The sequence below is a fragment of the Clostridium sp. AM33-3 genome, from assembly GCF_003480315.1.
Lineage (GTDB): Bacteria > Bacillota > Clostridia > Lachnospirales > Lachnospiraceae > Brotaphodocola.
Map to the genome: position 1 here is coordinate 15,429 of NZ_QUIV01000015.1, position 20,542 is coordinate 35,970.

The 20,542-nt window shown below is 50.5% G+C and carries 20 protein-coding genes and 1 riboswitch; of the genes, 17 read left to right on the forward strand and 3 right to left on the reverse strand.

Going from position 1 to position 20,542, the window contains the following annotated elements:
* Positions 1–17 precede the first annotated feature (17 nt).
* The 3 genes from DW819_RS09975 (at position 18) to ilvC (ending at position 2,750) form a co-directional block, all read left to right on the forward strand.
* Positions 18–1,040 carry an alpha-hydroxy-acid oxidizing protein gene (locus DW819_RS09975; RefSeq protein WP_118733155.1) on the forward strand — a complete coding sequence of 341 codons (1,023 nt, stop codon included), beginning with the start codon at positions 18–20 and terminating at the stop codon, positions 1,038–1,040.
* Between the two features lie 152 nt (positions 1,041–1,192).
* On the forward strand, positions 1,193–1,693 hold the full coding sequence (gene ilvN, locus DW819_RS09980) for an acetolactate synthase small subunit (RefSeq protein WP_118733156.1): 501 nt from the start codon (positions 1,193–1,195) through the stop codon (positions 1,691–1,693).
* Positions 1,694–1,730: 37 nt separating this feature from the next.
* Positions 1,731–2,750, forward strand: coding sequence for a ketol-acid reductoisomerase (ilvC, locus tag DW819_RS09985; protein WP_118733157.1), 1,020 nt, complete (start codon positions 1,731–1,733; stop codon positions 2,748–2,750).
* Between the two features lie 59 nt (positions 2,751–2,809).
* On the opposite strand, the gene DW819_RS09990 is transcribed toward ilvC, so the two are convergent.
* On the reverse strand, positions 2,810–3,712 hold the full coding sequence (locus tag DW819_RS09990) for a LysR family transcriptional regulator (RefSeq protein ID WP_118733158.1): 903 nt from the start codon (positions 3,710–3,712) through the stop codon (positions 2,810–2,812).
* A gap of 192 nt (positions 3,713–3,904) precedes the next feature.
* Here DW819_RS09990 and leuD point away from each other — a divergent pair, with 192 nt between their 5' ends.
* From leuD to DW819_RS10030, 8 genes are all read left to right on the forward strand, one after another.
* A complete protein-coding gene (gene leuD, locus DW819_RS09995) occupies positions 3,905–4,387 on the forward strand; it encodes a 3-isopropylmalate dehydratase small subunit (RefSeq protein ID WP_118733159.1) in 483 nt (160 codons plus the stop codon).
* A 2-nt stretch (positions 4,388–4,389) separates the two neighbouring features.
* Positions 4,390–5,640 (forward strand): aconitase/3-isopropylmalate dehydratase large subunit family protein, encoded by a 1,251-nt coding sequence (locus DW819_RS10000; RefSeq protein ID WP_118733160.1) that lies wholly within the window; start codon positions 4,390–4,392, stop codon positions 5,638–5,640.
* A gap of 49 nt (positions 5,641–5,689) precedes the next feature.
* Positions 5,690–6,181 (forward strand): 3-isopropylmalate dehydratase, encoded by a 492-nt coding sequence (locus DW819_RS10005; protein WP_118733161.1) that lies wholly within the window; start codon positions 5,690–5,692, stop codon positions 6,179–6,181.
* A gap of 9 nt (positions 6,182–6,190) precedes the next feature.
* Positions 6,191–7,438 (forward strand): 3-isopropylmalate dehydratase large subunit, encoded by a 1,248-nt coding sequence (locus tag DW819_RS10010; protein ID WP_118733162.1) that lies wholly within the window; start codon positions 6,191–6,193, stop codon positions 7,436–7,438.
* Between the two features lie 3 nt (positions 7,439–7,441).
* Entirely contained in the window at positions 7,442–7,930 is a 489-nt protein-coding gene (ybaK, locus tag DW819_RS10015; protein WP_118733163.1) for a Cys-tRNA(Pro) deacylase, read from the forward strand.
* A 418-nt stretch (positions 7,931–8,348) separates the two neighbouring features.
* On the forward strand, positions 8,349–9,191 hold the full coding sequence (locus DW819_RS10020) for a cell wall hydrolase (RefSeq protein ID WP_243025784.1): 843 nt from the start codon (positions 8,349–8,351) through the stop codon (positions 9,189–9,191).
* Between the two features lie 251 nt (positions 9,192–9,442).
* Positions 9,443–11,047, forward strand: coding sequence for a phosphoenolpyruvate carboxykinase (ATP) (gene pckA, locus DW819_RS10025; protein WP_118733195.1), 1,605 nt, complete (start codon positions 9,443–9,445; stop codon positions 11,045–11,047).
* Between the two features lie 108 nt (positions 11,048–11,155).
* Positions 11,156–11,806: an HAD family hydrolase gene (locus tag DW819_RS10030; protein WP_118733165.1), complete on the forward strand. Its 651-nt coding sequence runs from the start codon at positions 11,156–11,158 to the stop codon at positions 11,804–11,806.
* A gap of 198 nt (positions 11,807–12,004) precedes the next feature.
* On the opposite strand, the gene DW819_RS10035 is transcribed toward DW819_RS10030, so the two are convergent.
* Positions 12,005–12,439, reverse strand: a complete 435-nt coding sequence (locus DW819_RS10035; RefSeq protein ID WP_118733166.1) for an aspartate carbamoyltransferase regulatory subunit — start codon at positions 12,437–12,439, stop codon at positions 12,005–12,007.
* Complete coding sequence (gene pyrB, locus DW819_RS10040) at positions 12,433–13,356, reverse strand: aspartate carbamoyltransferase (RefSeq protein ID WP_118733167.1); 924 nt, start codon at positions 13,354–13,356, stop codon at positions 12,433–12,435. The genes DW819_RS10035 and pyrB overlap by 7 nt, the downstream gene beginning before the upstream one ends.
* 287 nt (positions 13,357–13,643) lie before the next feature.
* Between pyrB and DW819_RS10045 the strand changes: the two genes are divergently transcribed.
* From DW819_RS10045 to thrH, 6 genes are all read left to right on the forward strand, one after another.
* A complete protein-coding gene (locus DW819_RS10045) occupies positions 13,644–14,432 on the forward strand; it encodes an ABC transporter ATP-binding protein (RefSeq protein WP_347560196.1) in 789 nt (262 codons plus the stop codon).
* Positions 14,429–16,297, forward strand: a complete 1,869-nt coding sequence (locus DW819_RS10050; RefSeq protein WP_118733168.1) for a CARDB domain-containing protein — start codon at positions 14,429–14,431, stop codon at positions 16,295–16,297. The genes DW819_RS10045 and DW819_RS10050 overlap by 4 nt, the downstream gene beginning before the upstream one ends.
* A 36-nt stretch (positions 16,298–16,333) precedes the next feature.
* Complete coding sequence (locus DW819_RS10055) at positions 16,334–17,671, forward strand: FtsX-like permease family protein (RefSeq protein WP_118733169.1); 1,338 nt, start codon at positions 16,334–16,336, stop codon at positions 17,669–17,671.
* A gap of 49 nt (positions 17,672–17,720) precedes the next feature.
* Positions 17,721–17,804: riboswitch (ZMP/ZTP riboswitch) on the forward strand.
* A 107-nt stretch (positions 17,805–17,911) separates the two neighbouring features.
* The gene (locus tag DW819_RS10060) at positions 17,912–18,625 is read left to right on the forward strand and encodes an IMP cyclohydrolase (protein WP_118733170.1); all 714 of its coding nucleotides are present in this window, start codon (positions 17,912–17,914) and stop codon (positions 18,623–18,625) included.
* A 19-nt stretch (positions 18,626–18,644) separates the two neighbouring features.
* Entirely contained in the window at positions 18,645–19,823 is a 1,179-nt protein-coding gene (locus DW819_RS10065; RefSeq protein WP_118534049.1) for a phosphoribosylaminoimidazolecarboxamide formyltransferase, read from the forward strand.
* Positions 19,824–19,841: 18 nt separating this feature from the next.
* A complete protein-coding gene (gene thrH, locus DW819_RS10070; protein WP_118733171.1) occupies positions 19,842–20,441 on the forward strand; it encodes a bifunctional phosphoserine phosphatase/homoserine phosphotransferase ThrH in 600 nt (199 codons plus the stop codon).
* Positions 20,442–20,542 lie beyond the last annotated feature (101 nt).

Sequence of the window (20,542 nt, forward strand, 5' to 3'; positions counted from 1 at the left end):
TATTTAGGAGGTATAGAATGACACAGGAAGAGATTTTAAAGAATGCAAGGACCTGTCTTGGTCCGTACTGTAAGGGCTGCCCGGTCTGCAATGGCCGGGCCTGCAAAAATACCATGCCGGGTCCGGGCGCCAAGGGCGAGGGCGATACTGCCATCCGCAACTATGAAAAATGGCGCGAGATCCGGGTGCAGATGGATACGCTGTGCGAGAACCGCCCGGTGGATACCAGTCTGGAACTTTTCGGAAAACAGTTTGCCTATCCGTTCTTTGCGGGTCCGGTGGGGGCTGTGAACCTGCATTACGGGGACAAGTATGATGACGCGGCCTACAATGACATTCTGGTACGTGCCTGCGCGGACAATGGAATTGCGGCCTTCACCGGCGACGGTACAAACCCGCAGGTGATGCTGGCTGCTACGGCAGCTATTGAGAAGGCCCGGGGTCTGGGGGTACCGACGGTAAAGCCGTGGAACGCGGAAACGGTAGCAGAGAAAATGAAGCTGGTCAGAAAGTCTGGAGCCTTTGCGGCGGCTATGGATATTGATGCGGCAGGTCTTCCGTTTTTAAAGAACCTGACCCCGCCTGCAGGCAGCAAAAACGTGGAGGAGCTGGCAGAAATCATCCGTGCGGCAGGAGTTCCGTTTATTGTAAAGGGCGTGATGACCGTAAAGGGTGCGCAAAAGGCGAAGAAGGCCGGGGCAGCAGCCATTGTGGTATCCAACCACGGCGGCCGTGTCCTGGATCAGTGCCCGGCTACCGCAGAGGTGCTGCCTGAGATCGCAGAAGCTGTAGGCGGCGGCTCCATGAAGATCCTGGTGGACGGCGGTATCCGAAACGGCAGCGATGTCTTTAAGGCTCTGGCATTGGGCGCAGACGGTGTACTGATCTGCCGTCCGTTCGTGACTGCGGTTTACGGCGGCGCGGAGGAAGGCGTGGCAGAGCTCATTACCCGGATCGGCGGCCAGCTGAAGGATACCATGGCTATGTGCGGTGCACACAGCCTGTCCGAGATCACCCGTGATATGGTACGGAAATTCTAAAACTGTCCGCAGAATACGGACATATGACCGTTCTCTGGATGGAACAGCGATAAATTATAACCGAAAGGAATAGTACACATTCCTTTTATATAGTTGACAAATAGTATCAGGATTGTTATCATAAAGAGAACGTGACAGAAGGGAGAACACTTATGGATAGAATCGTGTTATCATTGTTAGTAGACAACACATCAGGTGTACTGAGCCGTGTTGCCGGCTTATTCAGCCGCCGTGGCTACAACATCGAGAGTCTGACCGTTGGTGTCACTGCAGATGAGCGGTATTCCAGAATGACCGTAGTTGCTTTTGGAGATCAGAACATTTTAGAGCAGATCGAAAAGCAGCTTCGAAAACTGGAGGATGTCCGCGACATCAAGGAATTAAAACCGAGCCACTCCGTTTACCGGGAGCTGATCATGGTAAAGGTACGGGCCAACGCGAATGAGCGTCAGGCAGTCAGTGCCATTTCCGACATTTTCCGTGCAACCATCGTGGATGTTGGCAAGGATTCCCTGACTGTCATGCTGACCGGCGACCAGTCAAAGCTTGACGCGCTGATCAATCTGCTGGAAGACTACGAAATCCTGGAACTTGCAAGAACCGGACTGACCGGCTTATCCCGCGGCTCCGATGACGTACGGTATCTTCCGTAAACAAATGAATCTAAAGATTCTTGAGGAGGAAAAGAAGATGGCAAAGATTTATTATCAGGAAGACTGTAACCTGTCCTTACTGGATGGAAAGACCATCGCTATCATTGGCTACGGCAGCCAGGGACATGCACATGCATTAAACTTAAAGGAGTCCGGATGTGACGTCATCATCGGTCTGTACGAGGGCAGCAAGTCCTGGGCAAAGGCTGAGGCACAGGGCTTTAAAGTATATACCGCAGCAGAGGCTGCAAAAAAAGCAGATATCATCATGATCCTGATCAACGATGAGTTGCAGGCTGATATGTACAAGAAAGATATCGAGCCGAACCTGGAAGAGGGCAACATGCTGATGTTTGCTCACGGCTTCAACATTCATTTCGGCTGCATCAAACCGCCGGCAAACGTAGATGTTACCATGATCGCTCCGAAGGCACCGGGCCACACTGTTCGTTCCGAGTACCAGGAGGGCAAGGGTACTCCGTGTCTGGTCGCTGTAGAGCAGGATTATACCGGTAAGGCTCTGGAGAAAGCTCTGGCATACGGCCTTGCTATCGGCGGCGCAAGAGCAGGTCTTCTGGAGACCACCTTCCGTACCGAGACTGAGACTGACCTCTTCGGTGAGCAGGCTGTTCTTTGCGGCGGCGTATGCGCTCTGATGCAGGCTGGCTTTGAGACCCTGGTTGAGGCTGGCTACGATCCGAGAAATGCTTACTTTGAGTGTATCCACGAGATGAAGCTGATCGTTGACCTGATCTACCAGTCTGGCTTCGCAGGAATGAGATACTCTATCTCCAACACTGCTGAGTACGGCGATTACGTAACTGGTCCGAAGATCGTTACCGCTGAGACCAAGAAGGCTATGAAGAAGATCCTTTCCGATATCCAGGATGGTACCTTCGCAAAAGAGTTCCTGCTTGATATGAGCCCGGCAGGCCGTCAGGTTCACTTCAAGGCTATGAGAAAGCTTGCTTCCGAGCATCCGTCCGAGAAAGTCGGTGAAGAGATCCGTAAGCTGTACAGCTGGAACGACGAGAGCGGCAAGCTCATCAACAACTAATCAATACGCGTTTTCTATGCGTGAAAAGGCAGAACTGCATGCAGTTCTGCCTTTTTGTATTACAGAGCCTTACTGTCCTGCTCCCTGCAGAACCGGATGAAGGTGTCCAGTGCTTTTGAGGTGCGGCTGCTCTGCCAAAGAAAGCCGACGTTCCGTTTGTGGATGGGGGTATCCAGCTTTAACTGGACCAGACGTCCGGAGTCCAGATCTTCTTTTACAAATTCTTTGATAACACAGCCAATGCCAAGTCCAATGCGGGCAAACTCGATGAGCAGGTCCATGGTGGTGACCTCCAGAAGATTGTTGGCTATGATCTCGTTACATGTCATGTAGTCATCGATGTAGTGGCGGGTAATGTTGTTTTTATCCAGAAGCATCAGGTTGCCGCTCTGGAATACGTCGGTTCCAGCTCCCTCGCGAAGCCTTAAATTTTCCAGATAACTCGGTGTTGCCACAAAAATATCCTCGATATCCATGACCGGGATAAAATTCATGTTCCTTGAGGATTTCTGCTCTACCACCAGTCCGATGTCGATGCGCTGCTGCTCCAGCATAGAGAGCGTCTGGGTAGTGGGCTGGCTTTCGATGGTGATCTTGATGTGAGGATACTGCTCAATAAATCCCTTCAGATATTTGACCATGATAAACCGGCACAGGGTGTTGCTGACGCCAATGCGGATGTGCCCCATATTGAATTCCCGGATGCGCTTTAATTCCTGTTCGCCCTTGGCCAGCTCCTCGAAGGCATCCCGTGTATGTTCGAAAAGTACCTGTCCCTCATCGGTAAGCTGCACACCGCGGGAGTTTCGGGTGAAAAGTACGGTGTTTAAGCTGTCCTCAAGCTTGCTGATGGATTTGCTGATGGCCGGCTGGCTGATGTAGAGCTCCTTTGCCGCACGGGAAATATTCCCGGCCTTGGCTACGGCGTAGAAGATACGGTATTGTGATAAATTCTGTTCCATGCAGTGTGTGAACCCCCAAATAGATTGAAAAAATTTTATAACCAAGTGTTATGATACATATGAGTATTATCTATTGTCATTATATCAATACAGATGCTATAATGCAATAAGTGAGAAAAAATGGCTGAATGCGGCAGGGCAGAAGGGCCGGTGCCGCGGACAAAAATCAATACGAACGATTAGGAGGACATTATGTCAGTCGGTAAAATATTCAAATTTCACAATGACCTGGATACGGATCAGATCATCGCATCCCAGTATCTGTTACTTCCTACCATCGATGAGATGAAGGATCATACATTTGAGTCTTTGGACCCGGATTTTCCGAAAAAAGTAAAACCGGGTGATTATGTAGTAGGCGGAGAAAACTTCGGCTGCGGATCTTCCAGAGAACAGGCGCCAAGTGTATTAAAAGCGCTTGGAATTCAGGCAGTCGTTGCCAAATCCTTTGCCCGCATTTTTTACCGCAATGCGATCAACATTGGTCTGCCGGTTATCGTCTGCAAGGAGCTCCCGGATGCGGTGAACACCGGAGATGAGATGGAGCTTTCTCTCACCGAGGGTGTTGCCAGGGCAAACGGAAGCACCTATTCCTGCACAAAGCTGCCGGCTTATATGCAGCAGATCTTAAGTCAGGGCGGACTCATCGCATCACTGAACAAGGAGGAAGCATAATCATGGGAATGACAATCGCTGAAAAAATCATAGCCCTTGCAGCCGGTGTGCCGGAGGTAAAGGCAGGAGATATCCATACCGTAACCTTAGACCGCATGATGAGCAATGACGGAACCACCCACCTGACCGTCGATATGTACAACAACAAATTAAAACATCCACATATTGCAGATGCGAAGAAGATGGTCTTTATCGTGGATCACAATGTTCCGGCGGACAGCCCGAAGACTGCTGCATCCCAGAAGAAGATGCGCGACTTCGCAAGAGAGAACAACATTGATTTCTGGGAGGGCAAGGGTGTATGCCACCAGATCATGATGGAGCATTATGTCTGCCCGGGTGAGCTGATCTTCGGAGCAGACAGCCACACCTGCACCTATGGTGCGCTGGGCGCGTTCGGTACCGGCGTCGGCTGTACCGATCTGCTCTACGGCATGGTAACCGGAACCTCCTGGGTGTTAGTTCCGGAGACCGTAAAATTCAACCTGACCGGCAAGCTGCCGGAGGGTGTATATCCGAGAGATTTAATGCTCACCATCATCGGTCAGATCGGTGCCAACGGCGTGAACTACCAGGTGATGGAGTTCACCGGAGACGGCGCAAAGACCTTAAGTGTCAATGACCGTATGGTGCTCTGCAACCTGGCTGTAGAGGCCGGAGCCAAGACCGCCATCTTTGAGGCCGATGAGATTGCTCTGGAATACTTAAAGGCAAGAGGACGTGAGCCGAAGGCTGTATTCCGGAGTGATGCGGATGCGGTTTACGCAAGAGAGTATACGTTTGACCTGTCGAAAATCCGGCCGGTAGCAGCACGCCCGGATTTTGTGGATGATGTAGTTCCGGCCAAAGAGGTCTGCGGTGTCCGCATCGATGAGGCATTCCTGGGCTCCTGCAACAATGGCCGTATTGACGACCTGCGTGTCGGAGCAGCCATTGTAAAAGGAAAGAAAATTTCCGACCATGTACGTTTCCTGGTGGTTCCGGCCAGCCGGGAGGTTTATTTACAGGCATTGGATGAGGGGCTGATCCAGATCTTTATGGAGAGCGGCGCCATTGTCATGAACCCGAACTGCAGTGTCTGCTGGGGCAGCTGCCAGGGCGTGATCGGTGAGAATGAGGTTCTGATCAGTACTGGCACCCGTAATTTCAAGGGACGTGCCGGACATCCGAGCTCCAAGGTTTACCTTGGTTCTGCGGCTACCGTAGCGGCTTCTGCCGTAAAGGGTGAGATCTGTACCGCTGATATGCTGTAAGAATTAATCACTACATAATATTATATCGAGAAAATAAGAGGATACCACTATGGCACAATATACCGGAAAGGTCTGGGTCCTGGGCGATGACATCGACACCGACATCATCATCCCGACGGAATACCTGGCCTTAAAGACCATTGAAGATATGAAACAGTACGGCTTCTCCCCGCTTCGCCCGGAGCTTGCGGGTCAGATCCAGCCGGGAGACATCATTGTAGCAGGAAAGAACTTCGGCTGCGGATCTTCCAGAGAGCAGGCGCCGGAGGTGATCAAGGCACTGGGTATTCCCTGCATCATTGCCAAGTCCTTTGCCCGCATTTTCTACCGCAACGCGTTAAATAACGGTCTGCTTCTGCTGGAACAGCCGGAGCTTCACGATGTAGTAAAAGAGGGTGACACGATCACCGTGACCGTGAACGAGGATGTGGACTACAACGGTAAAAAATACCCGATCGCTTCCCTGCCGGAGAACCTGATGGAGATCATTGAGGCCGGCGGCCTGGTCAAGGCCATGCGCAGGCGCAACGGACTGGATTAGGAGGATAGTATGGGACAGACAATTATTGAAAAAATTTTATCACACAATACCGGCAAAGCGGTAAAGCCGGGAGATATTGTGACCGTAAACGTGGACCGCGTCATGTTAGATGACATCATGATCCCCTTTATCGTGGACAAGTTCCACGAGATGGGCTTTGCTAAGGTATGGGATCCGGATAAGGTTGTTCTGATCTATGACCATCTGGTTCCGGCCAGCCAGCAGGACGACACCCGCCATTTCCGCGTGGGAGACGCATTTGTAGAGCAGTATGGCATCAAAAATATTCACAGAAGTGACGGCATCTGCCATCAGCTGATGACGGAGGCAGGCTATGTAAAGCCGGGGCATGTAGTGTTCGGAACGGACAGCCACACTACCACCTACGGCTGTGTGGGAGCATTCTCCACCGGCATCGGCTACACCGAGATGGCTTCCATTCTGGGCACCGGAACTCTCTGGGTCAAGGTGCCGGAGACGATCAAGGTTGTGATCGATGGCGAGCTTCCGTCCAATGTCATGTCCAAAGATGTGATCCTGCGCCTCATCGGTGATCTTGGCGCAGACGGCGCAACCTACCGTGCCCTGGAGTTTACCGGCTCTGCCGTAAAGAACATGAGTATTGCCAGCCGCACGACCATGGCAAACATGGCCATTGAGGCCGGAGCCAAGTGCGCGCTGTTTACTCCGGATGAGAAAACAGAGGAATACTGTGAGATTCAACTGGATGATTTCCAGAAGAGCCTGGCAGGTGATCCGGACGCTGTTTACTTAAAGGAGCTTCATTATAAGGCAGAGGACTTTGTGCCGGTTATGGCATGCCCGTCCCAGGTGGACAAGATCCGCAGCGTCAGCGAGCTGGAGGGCACCGTCATAGACCAGGTCTTCATCGGCTCCTGTACCAACGGCCGTCTGGAGGATCTGCAGGCAGCCGCTGAAATTTTAAAAGGAAAGAGCGTGGCTCCGTATGTGAAGCTCATTGTCACACCGGCCAGCCGTAAGGTGTACCAGGAGGCAGCGGCCTGCGGCGCGATCAGGACGCTTGTGGAAGCAGGCGCAATCGTAACGCATCCGGGCTGTGGACTCTGCTGCGGACGGACCGGAGGCATCTTAAGCGACGGTGAGCGCGTGGTTGCTACCAACAACCGCAACTTCCTGGGCCGCATGGGAACCTCAAAGGTGGAAATTTATCTGGCCTCCCCAAAAACTGCTGCAGCCTGCGCGGTTGCCGGCAAAATCGTAATTCCGGAGAAATAACTTATGAAACAGCAAAAACAGGACAAAACAAACGTGATGCGTCTTCTGGATGCGGCAGGTATTGCATACCGCGTTCAGGAGTACGAAGTGGATGAGAACGATCTATCCGGTATCCACGTAGCAAACCAGATCGGAGAAGATCCGGACAGCGTATTCAAAACCCTGGTCTTAAAAGGGGAAAAGCGGGGATTTCTGGTCTGCTGCATTCCGGTAGCGGAAGAACTGGATTTAAAGAAGGTTGCCAGAGCCGTCGGAGACAAGAAGGTGGAGATGCTTCCCATGAAGGAGCTGCTTCCGACCACCGGCTATATCCGGGGTGGCTGTTCTCCTATTGGTATGAAGAAAAAGTTTCCTACTTATATAGAAGAAACAGCAGTTTTATTTGATGAAATCGCCGTCAGTGCCGGCATTCGCGGCGCTCAGGTGATCTTAAATCCGGAAGATTTAAAAGCCTACACGGAGGCAGAATATGCCAGCCTTACCATCGAATAATTTAAAAATGATTTACATAAAAAAGAGCCGACGTTGTTCGACTCTTTTTTTATGACGGTATAATTAACAAAAATGTAATAATTACTTAACACTTCGAAAGAAATATGAAACAAAAAAACACCGGTTTATAAGCAGGATCTTTGTGCAAAGCTATAGAAAAGGGAAAATTCCTGAAAATTCCGGATGGCAGATATGACAAAAGTGTGAAAAACTTATTGACAGTTTTACTTGTCCCCCACTATAATATCGCCTGTCACAAAGAAATGAGTGATTTCAGGACTTAACTCCCACTTTGAGTCAAAAATATACCATTTTTAGGGAATCACTTGATTGAAAGGAGTAGAATATGTATCCATTTTGCTCATTTCTCCAGGCGGTGTGCCAGCTGGTAAAAAACATATTCACCCCGGTGGTGAACATGACCAAGCGCTTATACCGCAGTGCGGCTGTGATCATGGCCGGAACTGCCGTGGTAGCCGTAATGACTTTTTCCTCAGCCGGATTTGCGGCAGGCGGACACAATGCCCTGACTGCATACGCTGAGACCTCAGACGGAGAGACTCCGGAAACGGAAGCACCGGAGGAGGCCGTGGAAGAAGTATCTGGGGAAACGCAACTGTTAACGGAAGCAAAGGTACAACTGCGTCTTACAGATCCTGACAATTTGAAAAATGGCCAGCTCCTTGTGGGCAATACAATAGCAAGAACAGTACAGGAACAGAATGCTGTACGTCAGGAACAGAAGGCGGTCATTGAAGAGACCGCACAGGAAATCGAGCGTGTCGAGGAAGAACGCCGCAGACAGGCAGAGGAAGAGGCTGCCAGAAAAGCGGAAGAGGAGCGCCGTCATGCGGCCGCAGAAGCAGTCCGCGCATTCTCAGTCATCTCATTTTCCGACCAGGACTATGAGGTTTTAAAACGCATCGTGGAAGCAGAGGCAGGCGGATGCGACATGCAGGGAAGAATCCTGGTAGCCAATGTCATTTTAAACCGTGTGCGGGACGCAGAGTTCCCGTCTACCATCACGGATGTGGTTTATCAGCGTTCTCAGTTTTCCCCGGTCAGCGACGGGCGCTTAAACAGCTGCAGCGTATCGGAGAAGACGGTGGAAGCCGTGAACCGGGCCCTTTCCGGAGAGGATTATTCTCAGGGGGCGCTGTTCTTTATGAACCGTATCCGGTCCCGTTCCGGCAATGTAAGCTGGTTCGACCATCATCTGACCTACCTGTTCCAGCACGAAAAGCATGAGTTCTTTAAATAAGTAAACATAAACATGTAAATAGCGTTATACAGCATAAAAACGAAAAGGAAGTCCGGCTGGATTTCCTTTTTGTGCATAAGGGAAAATTTGAAAAAACACTGTATACATAATTCAAAACTTATGGGCTGCATGCGTATTTTGTTATGGAAATTTTAATTCCAAATATTGACTTTTTCTTCACACAATGAGATAATAAACGCGAATTTCGGTAAAAATGATATCGAGTAAAGTGAAAGAGAGGCTGAATGAAGATGGCAAATATCGATTTAAGTCAGTATGGTATTACCGGAACCACTGAGGTGGTTTACAATCCTTCTTATGAGATGTTATTTGAGGAAGAGACCAAAGAGACTCTGGAAGGATATGAGAAGGGACAGGTCAGCGAGCTTGGCGCTGTCAACGTTATGACTGGTATCTATACAGGTCGTTCACCTAAAGACAAATATATCGTTATGGACGAGAACTCCAAGGACACCGTTTGGTGGACCTCCGACGAGTACAAAAACGACAACCATCCGGCTAGCAAAGAGGCATGGGAAGCTGTTAAGGAAATCGCCAAGAAAGAGCTCTCCAACAAGAGACTGTTTGTAGTCGATGCATTCTGCGGCGCAAACAAAGATACCCGCATGGCTATCCGTTTCATCGTAGAGGTAGCATGGCAGGCACACTTTGTTACCAACATGTTCATTAAGCCAACCGCTGAAGAGCTGAAGGACTTCAAGCCGGACTTCGTTGTTTACAACGCATCCAAGGCAAAAGTGGAAAACTACAAAGAGCTGGGCTTAAACTCTGAGACCGCAGTTGTATTCAACATCACCAGCCGTGAGCAGGTTATCGTTAACACCTGGTACGGCGGCGAGATGAAGAAGGGTATGTTCTCCATGATGAACTACTACCTGCCGTTAAAGGGCATCGCTTCCATGCACTGCTCCGCTAATACTGACTTAAACGGTGAGAATACCGCTATCTTCTTCGGTCTGTCCGGTACCGGCAAGACCACTCTTTCTACCGACCCGAAGCGTCTCCTCATCGGTGATGACGAGCACGGCTGGGACGACAACGGCGTATTCAACTTCGAGGGTGGATGCTACGCAAAGGTTATCAACCTCGACAAGGATTCCGAGCCGGATATCTACAACGCGATCAAGAGAAACGCACTGCTTGAGAACGTAACCCTTGACGCAGAAGGCAAGATCGATTTTGCAGACAAGAGCGTAACCGAGAATACCCGTGTATCTTACCCGATCGACCATATCAAGAACATTGTGCGTCCGATCTCCGCAGCACCGGCAGCTAAGAACGTGATCTTCCTGTCCGCAGATGCATTCGGCGTACTTCCGCCAGTGTCCATTCTGACTCCGGAGCAGACCCAGTACTACTTCCTGTCTGGTTTCACTGCTAAGTTAGCAGGTACCGAGCGCGGTATTACTGAGCCGACCCCGACCTTCTCCGCTTGCTTCGGCCAGGCATTCCTGGAGCTGCATCCGACCAAGTACGCAGAAGAGCTCGTTAAGAAGATGGAGAAGAGCGGTGCGAAAGCATACCTTGTTAACACTGGCTGGAACGGTACCGGCAAGCGTATCTCCATCAAGGATACCCGCGGCATCATCGATGCGATCTTAAACGGTTCCATCAACGCTGCACCGACCAAACAGCTTCCGTACTTCAACTTCGAGATCCCGACCGAGCTTCCGGGCGTAGACACCGGCATCCTCGATCCGAGAGATACCTACGCAGATGCTGCTGAGTGGGAGACCAAGGCAAAAGACCTGGCACAGCGTTTCACCAAGAACTTCGCAAAATACGAAGGCAACGCAGCAGGCAAGGCTCTGGTTGCAGCTGGTCCGCAGATCTAATCACGACACAATTGCATATCGCAATTTATCTGGAAAAGCTGTCCCTGTGGCAGCTTTTCCTTTTTTCTGCTATACTGTTAGAACGACAGGAAAAGAAAAGGAGGAACTATGAAAAAATATATCTTTTTTGATCTGGATGGAACGCTCACCGATTCGGCAGAAGGAATCACCAATTCTGTGGAATATGCGCTGAATCACTATGGTATTTCCGTGCAGGATAAGAGCAGCCTGAATGTGTTTGTGGGTCCGCCCCTGGTGGACAGCTTTATGAAATACTATGGCTTCGATCATGAAAAGGCCAGAAAATCCGTGGGCATTTACCGTGAGTACTTTGAAACTAAGGGGATGTTTGAGAATGCCGTTTACGCGGGTATACCGGAGCTTCTCGGAAGCCTGAAAAAAGAAGGCTATAAGCTTTATGTGGCAACCTCAAAGCCGGAGCAGTATTCTGTGAAGATCATAGAGCATTTTGGGCTGGCAGAGTATTTTCAGATGATCGGCGGAGCTGATATGGGAGAGACCAGAATCCATAAGGGAGATGTGATCCGCTACGTCATGGAAAGCTGCGGACTTACCAATCCGGATGAGATCGTCATGATCGGAGACCGCGAAAACGACATGATCGGAGCAGCGCAGAACCACATGGAATCGGTTGGCGTCCTCTACGGCTACGGAAGCCGCGCTGAACTGGAAAACGCCGGGGCCTGCCATATTGCGAACGATGTGCCGGAGCTGGGCGAAGTGCTGCGAAAACTGTAAAATCAGACCATGAAAAAGAATGTGCCAAGGCACATTCTCGCGCCGAGGCGCGGTTGCTTCGGCAACCATCTGCCTTTGCGCCGAGTGCGCATCCTCGCGGAGCGTTTTTGTATGATAGGACGCAATTTCCTATCATACAAGAAAGGAGTATGACCGGATTTCTCAGGCCATACTCCTTTTAACATTCAGAAAATAAAGTTATTTGGACTTTCCGTATTTCTCTTCGCAGTACATGCAGCGGTAAGTCTCAGTCTTCTCATCTGCAAGATAGAAGATGTGCGGCAGCTCCTGCTCAATGGAGGTGATGCAGCGCGGATTCTTGCAGCGGATCACGTTGGTGATCTTTTTCGGAAGCTTCAGGGCTTTCTTCTCGGTGATCTTGTTGTCACGGATGACATTGACGGTGATGTTGTGGTCAATGTAGCCCAGTACATCCAGGTCAATGTTGTCGATCGGGCCCTCAACCTTGATGATGTCCTTGCGGCCCATCTTGTTGCTTCGCGCGTTCTTGATGATGGCTACCTGACAGTCGGTGAGACGGTCAAGACCAAGGTGATAGTAAATGTCAAGGCTTTTGCCAGCCTGAATATGATCCAGAACAACGCCTTCCTGTAATCCACTGATATTTAACATGGTTTTTCCACCTCCAGTAAAGTCATGATCAGAGCCATACGAACATATACACCGTACTGAGCCTGCTTGAAGTAAGCTGCTCTCGGGTCGTCATCCACCTCAGTAGAGATCTCATTTACACGCGGGAGCGGATGCAGCACGTACATATCGTCCTTAGCCAGTGCCATTTTTGCCTTGTCCAGAATGTAGCTGTCTTTTAAGCGGATGTAATCCTCCTCATTGAAGAAACGCTCTTTCTGAACACGGGTCATGTAGAGAATATCAAGCTCCGGGATTGCTTCATCCAGGTTGCTGACTTCCTTAAACTCAATGCCCTTTGCGCGGAGCACATCATCACGGATGTATTCCGGAACCTTTAACTCGTCCGGGGAAATGAGTACGAAACGGACATTCTGGTAGCGGACCATAGCGTTGATCAGGGAATGAACGGTACGTCCGAACTTTAAGTCTCCGCAAAGACCGATGGTTAAGTTGTCCAGACGGCCCTTTAAGGAACGAATGGTCATTAAATCGGTCAGGGTCTGGGTCGGATGCTGATGTCCGCCGTCACCTGCGTTGATGACCGGAATCTGGGAATGCATGGAAGCAACCAGTGCAGAACCCTCTTTCGGATGACGCATGGCAGCAATATCTGCGTAGCAGGAAATCATGCGGATGGTATCTGCAACACTCTCGCCTTTTGCTGCAGAGCTGGAATTGGCCGAAGAAAAACCAAGTACGCTGCCACCTAAGCTTAACATAGCGGATTCAAAGCTAAGACGGGTTCTTGTACTTGGTTCATAGAAAAGAGTAGCCAGTTTTTTGCCATCACAAACGTGAGCATATTTTTTGAGGTTGTGTTCGATATCGGATGCCAGTGTCAATAACTCGTTGGTCTCTTCAACGGAAAAATCCAACGGATTCAACAAATGTCTCATAACGTATCTCCTTTGCTTTTTCTCTGGCGGACGGATCCCCGACCGCAGGTCTTAGGACATTATAGCGGAAAATATGTTAGATTACCAGTCCCTTTTTTAGAAAAAACTAGCCAAAAATTGGCGGGTTCCGACTGCGGTTTTTTGGATAGTTTTTTCCTGTCTGAGTATGTAATGAATCCGTAAGGAAGATTAAGAAAAAGCAGATATCAAAAATGACAGGTTCATGGTATGATGTGCATGAGCAGACAGGAGTGCCGGGAAGCTGCCTTGCCGGTTCCAGCCCGGGAATGTCTGCAAAGGGAGATGCATATTTTATGGAAGAAAAGAAAACACCCGTCATCCGGGTGAAGAACTTATATAAAATCTATCAGGTAGGCACAAACAAGGTTTATGCGCTGAATGGTGTGGATTTTACCATGTACAGGGGTGAGTTCTGTGCCATAGTCGGTCCGTCCGGCTCGGGAAAGTCCACACTCTTAAATATGCTGGCCGGCCTGGAAAAGCCGACAAAGGGTGAGATCATTATAGCAGGAAAGCATATGGAGCGGATGGATGAGAACCAGCTGGTGCAGTTTCGGCGGGAGAATGTGGGGTTTATCTTTCAGTCCTACAACCTGCTGAAAACGTTAAACGCAGTGGAAAATGTAGCGCTTCCGTTGTCGTTTCGCGGTGTACCGAAGAAAATCCGCAATGCGAGGGCGGAAGAATATCTGAAGCTGGTGGGGCTGGAAAAGCAGATGAAGCATATGGCCAACGCCATGTCCGGCGGTCAGCAGCAGCGCGTAGGCATTGCGAGAGCACTGGTCGTGGATCCCAAGATCATCTTTGCGGATGAACCGACCGGAAACCTGGATTCTAAGACGACCATGGAGGTGTTAAGGCTGATGCAGCGTATTGTCCGGGAACAGCAGCAGACTCTGGTTATGGTTACCCATGATAATTACATAGCCGGATTTGCGGACCGGCAGTTCCACATCGTGGACGGAAAGATCTTAAAGATCGAGGAAAAGAAAAAAGAAACACAGGAAGCAGTGCAGGAGATGCAGGATGCTTTGCATAGAGGAGAAGAGTCATGAGAAAAATGAGATGGAAGCGGCTGGCGGCATTTGCGCTGGCAGTCATGCTGTTTGCGGGAGCGGTACCTGCCGCAGCGCCGGTACAGGCCTACGCATCGGAGGTATCGGTATACTCCGACAAGATCCAGCGGGGAAAAACAGGAAAGTCCCTGACGGTAAGCTTTACCATTAAGAATGCCAGCGACAGCGAGATCAAAGACGCAATGATCGCATTCGATACCAGCGGAGGCGAGATCTGGGATGAGGATGAGGAGGACCGTCAGTATGGTTATGCTTTTCCATTTGAGGTTACAGGAAAACTAAATGATAGAAAAAATCCAAAAGAAATAGGAACGATTCCTGGCAAAGAAAAAGAAAAAAAAGTGTCATTAACGGCAACAGTACGTCGCGATTTATCTGAGGGATATTATAAGGTTCCGGTTATTGTTATGGATAAAAAAGGTGATATAGGATATGCGGACCTGCGCGTCTGGATCACCAAATCCACCTCCACCTCCACCAACGACGATGACGATGACACCAACAAGACCTACGATTTTGTTCTGGGAGAGGGGCAGGACGCGCCGCGTGGTGTCTACCCGAATGTCATGAATTTTTCCATCGGTCTGCGTAACAACAGTCCGGCTACCGTGTACAATGTGAAGGCCAGCATGGTCCTCGACGCGGACAGCGCCAAGTTCCCGTTTGAGATCAACGATGCCAACTACGACAGGATGTTTGACAAAATCGCGGTGGATGAGACGGTCCAGCTGGATTACAGCTTTGCCATCCGCAAGGAATCCTATACCGGCTATTATCCGATCACGATGAAGATCTATTACTCCGACAGCTCGACCGGCGAGGAGCTAAAGACCTATGAGACATCCTTCTTTGTACATATTGTGAGCAAGCCGACCAAGGACGATTATGAAGAGTTCAATGAGCACGACCGCACCAAGGCCCGTCTCATTGTCGATGGCTACACCACGGATCCGGAGACGATCGTGGCAGGAGAAAGCTTCAATCTGCTCCTGACGGTCAAGAATGCGTCCAGCAGTGTGTCGGCTTCGGATATTCTGCTGACCATGGAATCAGAAAAGGTGTCTGACAGCCCGGTATTTACCACGGAATCCGGTTCCAGCTCTGTGGCGATCCATTCCCTGGGAGCGGGCGCGTCTGCCCAGGTAAGCTTCCGCATGATCTCCCGGTCCGGAGTAGACCAGCGCTCCTACGGACTCACCATAAAGGCAAATTATGACAGCCCGGAGTTTAAGAATGCGGAGGGCACTATGTCGGTGGACATTCCGGTCAAGCAGATTCCTCGCCTGAACACCGGAACCTTTGAGGTGATGCCGGATTCTATTAGCGTGGGTGAGGAATCCAATGTGATGTTCGGCATCAACAATACCGGCAAGGTAACGCTTTACAACGTTATGGCCCGGTTTGAAGCAGATTCCATCCAGACAACGGACACCTATGTGGGAAATATCAAATCCGGAGAGACCGGAAACGTTGACTGCATGGTAACCGGTTCGGCTCCCACCACGGATGATGGCAAGGTAAAGGTCATCATTTCCTATGAAGATGAGAATGGCGAGGTGTCGGAGGTGGAGAAGGAGCTGACCCTCTATGTCAGTGAACCGGCTCCGGACATGGATGACATGGACATGAACGGGTATGACGAGATGCCGCAGGAACAGCCGGGACCTTTGCAGAAATATGGGAAAGCCATTCTGGCGGCGGTGGTCCTTGTTGTGGCTGCAGTGGGCGGTACGCTGCTAAGAAAACACCGGAAACGGAAAAAGGAAGCAGCGCTTCTGGCTAGTGAAGATGAGGTAAACGAAGCAACGGATGAATCTGCGGATGAGGAAAGCAAAAATCCGTAATTCCGGGCATGAAATGGTTGAGAGGAAACGAAAACGATGAAATTTACAGATCTGCTGGCCATGAGCCTGAAAAATTTAAGCAGAAGAAAGCTGAGGACCGCGCTGACGGTCCTTGGTGTTGTGATCGGTACGGCATCCATCGTGGTCATGGTTTCTCTCGGCATTGGCTTAAGTGAACTGAACCGGGAGCTGATCTCTTCCTTTGGAAGCCTGACAGAGATTAACGTGGAGAATCCTTACAACGGAGACAACTCCAAAGATCCGCTGTATCTGACCGATGATGTGGTAAAGCAGATGAAGCGTCTTCCTTATGTCACGGATGTGTATCCGATGCTGCAGGTGAATGTGCTGCTGCAGCAGGGAAAATATTCTACAAACCTGACCTTAAACGGAGCACCCTATGAGTATCTGAAGAAAATCCCGCTGGGACAGGGGGCGCTTTCCGAACCATCGGACAAGGAAATGAAGCTGATCTACGGCAATGCCATCATCCAGTGGTTCCAGGATTCCAAAGGAAATAACACATACTGGGAAACCGGGCAGCTTCCGGACATAGACTTCATGGGAAAGCCGATGTTTGTGATCTTTGATACAGACACCTACTACCAGTCCCAGGGCGGCGGGGAGGATGCCCCGAAACCGCCGAAGAAGTACCTGCTGAAGACCGATGGCGTGGTAGAGGGCGGTGTCGATGATTATAACGGCTATGCCTACAACGTGTATACAAGACTGGATCTTTTGGAGACCCAGCTGCGCCGTGTTTTCAAAAAAAAGGCCATCCCGGGGCAGCCTACCAACAAGAAGGGAAAGCCTTATCACTACTTTATTTATAATTCCTGCATCGTCAGTGTAGATGATGTGGAGCATGTGGAGGAGGTTCAGAAAAAGCTCACCGACATGGGCTTTCAGGCCTCCAGCAATGCCGACTGGATGAAACAGTCGGAACAGCAGTCCAGCATGATTCAGGCCGTGCTTGGCGGTATCGGCGCCGTATCCCTGTTTGTAGCGGCCATCGGAATTGCCAATACCATGATGATGTCGATCTATGAGCGCACCAAAGAAATCGGTATCATCAAGGTGCTGGGCTGTGACATGAAGGTGATCCGCAACATGTTTTTACTGGAATCCGGCTTTATCGGCTTTATGGGAGGTGTCGTGGGCCTTGCTTTCAGTGAGGCGGTGTCCTTTGCCATCAACCACCTGCTGAACATCGGTCAGAGCATGACCGGAATGAGCGGAAACATTTCCCGGATCCCGTTATGGCTGGCAGCAGCCTCACTGGCCTTTGCCGTGTTTATCGGCATGGCGGCCGGTTTCTTCCCGGCGCTCAGGGCCATGAAGCTGAGCCCGCTGGCGGCCATCCGGAACGAATAAAGGACTGAAAAAAATACTTGCATTTTCCATCTGAATCCGTTATCCTGTATACAGAGCGTGTGACTGGCGGAAAAGGTGGGAAACCACAGGGGAGCACGCAGAATTTCGATTGCCGGCCGCCTGGGCACCATGTTTTTGTGGTACTCAGGCGGCTTTTTTCAGATCATGACTACCCGGACGGACTGCAAAACGTGGAAACAGAGAAAACCATCAAACATTCATTCATAGGAGGAATCAACCATGAAACAGTTATCCCTGCAGGAAGAGTTACAGGCAAACGCATACCCGGGAAGAGGTATCGTCATTGGAAAAACACCGGACGGAACCAGGGCGGTGACTGCCTACTTCATCATGGGACGCAGCGAGAACAGCCGCAACCGTGTTTTTGTGGAAGATGGGGAAGGCATCCGCACCCAGGCATTTGATCCGGGCAAGCTGTCTGACCCGAGTCTCATCATCTATGCTCCGGTGCGTGTACTGGGCAACAAAACCATTGTGACCAACGGTGACCAGACCGATACCATCTACGAGGGCATGGACAAACAGCTCACCTTCGAGCAGTCTCTCAGAAGCCGCGAGTTTGAGCCGGACGCACCGAACTACACCCCACGGATCTCCGGTGTCCTTCATATTGAAAACGGACATTACAATTACGCAATGTCCATCTTAAAGAGCAACAACGGCAACCCGGATGCCTGCAACCGATATACCTTTGCTTACGAAAATCCGGTGGCCGGTGAGGGACATTTCATCCATACCTACATGCACGACGGCAATCCGCTTCCGAGCTTTGAGGGTGAGCCGAAATTAGTCGGCATCCAGGATGACATGGACGCATTTACCGACATGCTGTGGAACAGCTTAAATCCGGATAACAAGGTTTCTCTGTTTGTACGCTATATTGATATCGCAACCGGCGCATACGAGACAAAAATCGTGAATAAAAACAAATAAGGGAAAAGGAGATACGAAGATGAACGAGATGGAATTAAAATACGGCTGTAACCCGAATCAGAAACCGGCAAGAGTATTCATGCATAATGACAAAGACCTTCCGTTCCAGGTCTTAAGCGGAAGACCAGGCTATATCAACCTGCTGGACGCCTTCAATGGCTGGCAGCTGGTAAGAGAACTGAAAAAAGCTACGGGACTTCCGGCAGCAGCCTCCTTTAAGCATGTATCCCCGGCCGGCGCAGCAGTAGGACTGCCGCTTTCCGAGACTCTGGCAAAGATCTACTGGGTAGATGACATGGGAGAGCTTTCACCGTTAGCCAGTGCTTATGCAAGAGCCCGCGGCGCGGACCGCATGTCTTCCTTCGGAGATTTCATTTCCCTGTCCGATGTCTGCGATGCTTCCACCGCAAAGCTTATCAAGCGTGAGGTATCTGACGGTGTCATTGCGCCGGGATACGAGCCGGAGGCACTGGAAATTTTAAAAGAGAAGAAAAAAGGCAATTACTGCGTGATCCAGATCGACCCGGATTACGAGCCGGAGCCGATCGAGCGCAAGCAGGTGTTCGGCGTGGTATTTGAGCAGGGCAGAAACAATCTGGATATCAACAAAGACATGCTGAACAACGTAGTAACTGAGAATAAGGAAATCCCGGATCAGGCAAAGATCGATCTTGTCATTTCTCTCATTACCTTAAAGTACACTCAGTCCAACTCCGTCTGCTACGCAAAGGACGGTCAGGCCATCGGCATCGGCGCAGGACAGCAGTCCCGCGTACACTGCACCAGACTGGCAGGCCAGAAGGCAGACAACTGGTTTTTACGCCAGGCTCCTCAGGTGCTGAACCTGCAGTTTGTGGACGGCATCAAGCGTGCTGACCGCGATAACGCCATTGACGTTTACATCGGTGACGAGTACATGGATGTGCTGGCGGATGGCGTATGGGAGAAGACCTTTAAGGTTAAACCGCCGGTATTCACTAAGGAAGAGAAGCGTGCATGGCTGGATCAGATGACCGACGTGGCACTGGGCTCTGACGCGTTCTTCCCGTTCGGTGACAATATCGAGCGTGCACATAAGAGCGGCGTGAAATATATTGCGCAGCCGGGCGGATCCGTTCGCGACGACAACGTGATCGAGACCTGCAACAAATACAACATGGCGATGGCCTTCACCGGCATCCGCCTGTTCCATCACTAAGATTTGGAGGATGATATCATGTTTATTACCTGTTTGGACCTGGAAGGAGTATTAGTACCGGAAATCTGGATTGCATTCGCTGAGGCCAGCGGCATCCCGGAGTTAAAGCGCACCACCCGCGATGAGCCGGACTATGACAAGCTGATGAAATGGCGTCTTGAAATCTTAAAGGAGCACGGACTTGGCTTGAAGGAGATCCAGGAAACCATCGAGAAGATCGACCCGATGCCGGGAGCAAGAGCGTTCTTAGATGAGCTCCGGGAACTGGGACAGGTAATCATCATCAGCGATACCTTCACCCAGTTCGCAAAGCCGCTCATGAAAAAGCTGGGCTGGCCAACCATTTTCTGCAACGAGCTGGAAGTAGCAGAGGACGGTGAGATCACCGGATTCAGAATGCGCATTGAGCAGTCCAAGCTCAGTACCGTCAAGGCACTGCAGTCCATCGGTTTTGAGACCATTGCCAGCGGCGACAGCTACAATGACCTTGGCATGATCCGTGCCAGCAAGGCCGGCTTCCTCTTTAAGAGCACCGATCAGATCAAGAACGACAATCCGGATCTTCCGGCGTACGAGACCTATGAGGAGCTGTTGGCAGCGATCAAGGCAGCAGTGTAAAACAGAACACAGAGACACTACCATGAGTAAAAGGGCAGATTCCCGGCTGTGCAGGGATCTGCCTTTTGTGCCTGGCGGATTTGAAAAACGATATCTGATTT

Bases quoted from the DNA above. Each gene is read 5' to 3' on its own strand.
- pckA (WP_118733195.1), top strand. From the start codon at position 9,443: ATGGCAAATATCGATTTAAGTCAGTATGGTATTACCGGAACCACTGAG.
- DW819_RS10005 (WP_118733161.1), top strand. From the start codon at position 5,690: ATGGCACAATATACCGGAAAGGTCTGGGTCCTGGGCGATGACATCGAC.
- DW819_RS10055 (WP_118733169.1), top strand. From the start codon at position 16,334: ATGAAATTTACAGATCTGCTGGCCATGAGCCTGAAAAATTTAAGCAGA.
- ilvN (WP_118733156.1), top strand. From the start codon at position 1,193: ATGGATAGAATCGTGTTATCATTGTTAGTAGACAACACATCAGGTGTA.
- DW819_RS10035 (WP_118733166.1), bottom strand. From the start codon at position 12,439: ATGTTAAATATCAGTGGATTACAGGAAGGCGTTGTTCTGGATCATATT.
- DW819_RS10050 (WP_118733168.1), top strand. From the start codon at position 14,429: ATGAGAAAAATGAGATGGAAGCGGCTGGCGGCATTTGCGCTGGCAGTC.
- ilvC (WP_118733157.1), top strand. From the start codon at position 1,731: ATGGCAAAGATTTATTATCAGGAAGACTGTAACCTGTCCTTACTGGAT.
- leuD (WP_118733159.1), top strand. From the start codon at position 3,905: ATGTCAGTCGGTAAAATATTCAAATTTCACAATGACCTGGATACGGAT.
- DW819_RS09990 (WP_118733158.1), bottom strand. From the start codon at position 3,712: ATGGAACAGAATTTATCACAATACCGTATCTTCTACGCCGTAGCCAAG.
- DW819_RS09975 (WP_118733155.1), top strand. From the start codon at position 18: ATGACACAGGAAGAGATTTTAAAGAATGCAAGGACCTGTCTTGGTCCG.
- DW819_RS10045 (WP_347560196.1), top strand. From the start codon at position 13,644: ATGTCTGCAAAGGGAGATGCATATTTTATGGAAGAAAAGAAAACACCC.
- pyrB (WP_118733167.1), bottom strand. From the start codon at position 13,356: ATGAGACATTTGTTGAATCCGTTGGATTTTTCCGTTGAAGAGACCAAC.
- ybaK (WP_118733163.1), top strand. From the start codon at position 7,442: ATGAAACAGCAAAAACAGGACAAAACAAACGTGATGCGTCTTCTGGAT.
- DW819_RS10000 (WP_118733160.1), top strand. From the start codon at position 4,390: ATGGGAATGACAATCGCTGAAAAAATCATAGCCCTTGCAGCCGGTGTG.
- DW819_RS10020 (WP_243025784.1), top strand. From the start codon at position 8,349: ATGACCAAGCGCTTATACCGCAGTGCGGCTGTGATCATGGCCGGAACT.
- DW819_RS10010 (WP_118733162.1), top strand. From the start codon at position 6,191: ATGGGACAGACAATTATTGAAAAAATTTTATCACACAATACCGGCAAA.
- DW819_RS10065 (WP_118534049.1), top strand. From the start codon at position 18,645: ATGAACGAGATGGAATTAAAATACGGCTGTAACCCGAATCAGAAACCG.
- DW819_RS10060 (WP_118733170.1), top strand. From the start codon at position 17,912: ATGAAACAGTTATCCCTGCAGGAAGAGTTACAGGCAAACGCATACCCG.
- DW819_RS10030 (WP_118733165.1), top strand. From the start codon at position 11,156: ATGAAAAAATATATCTTTTTTGATCTGGATGGAACGCTCACCGATTCG.
- thrH (WP_118733171.1), top strand. From the start codon at position 19,842: ATGTTTATTACCTGTTTGGACCTGGAAGGAGTATTAGTACCGGAAATC.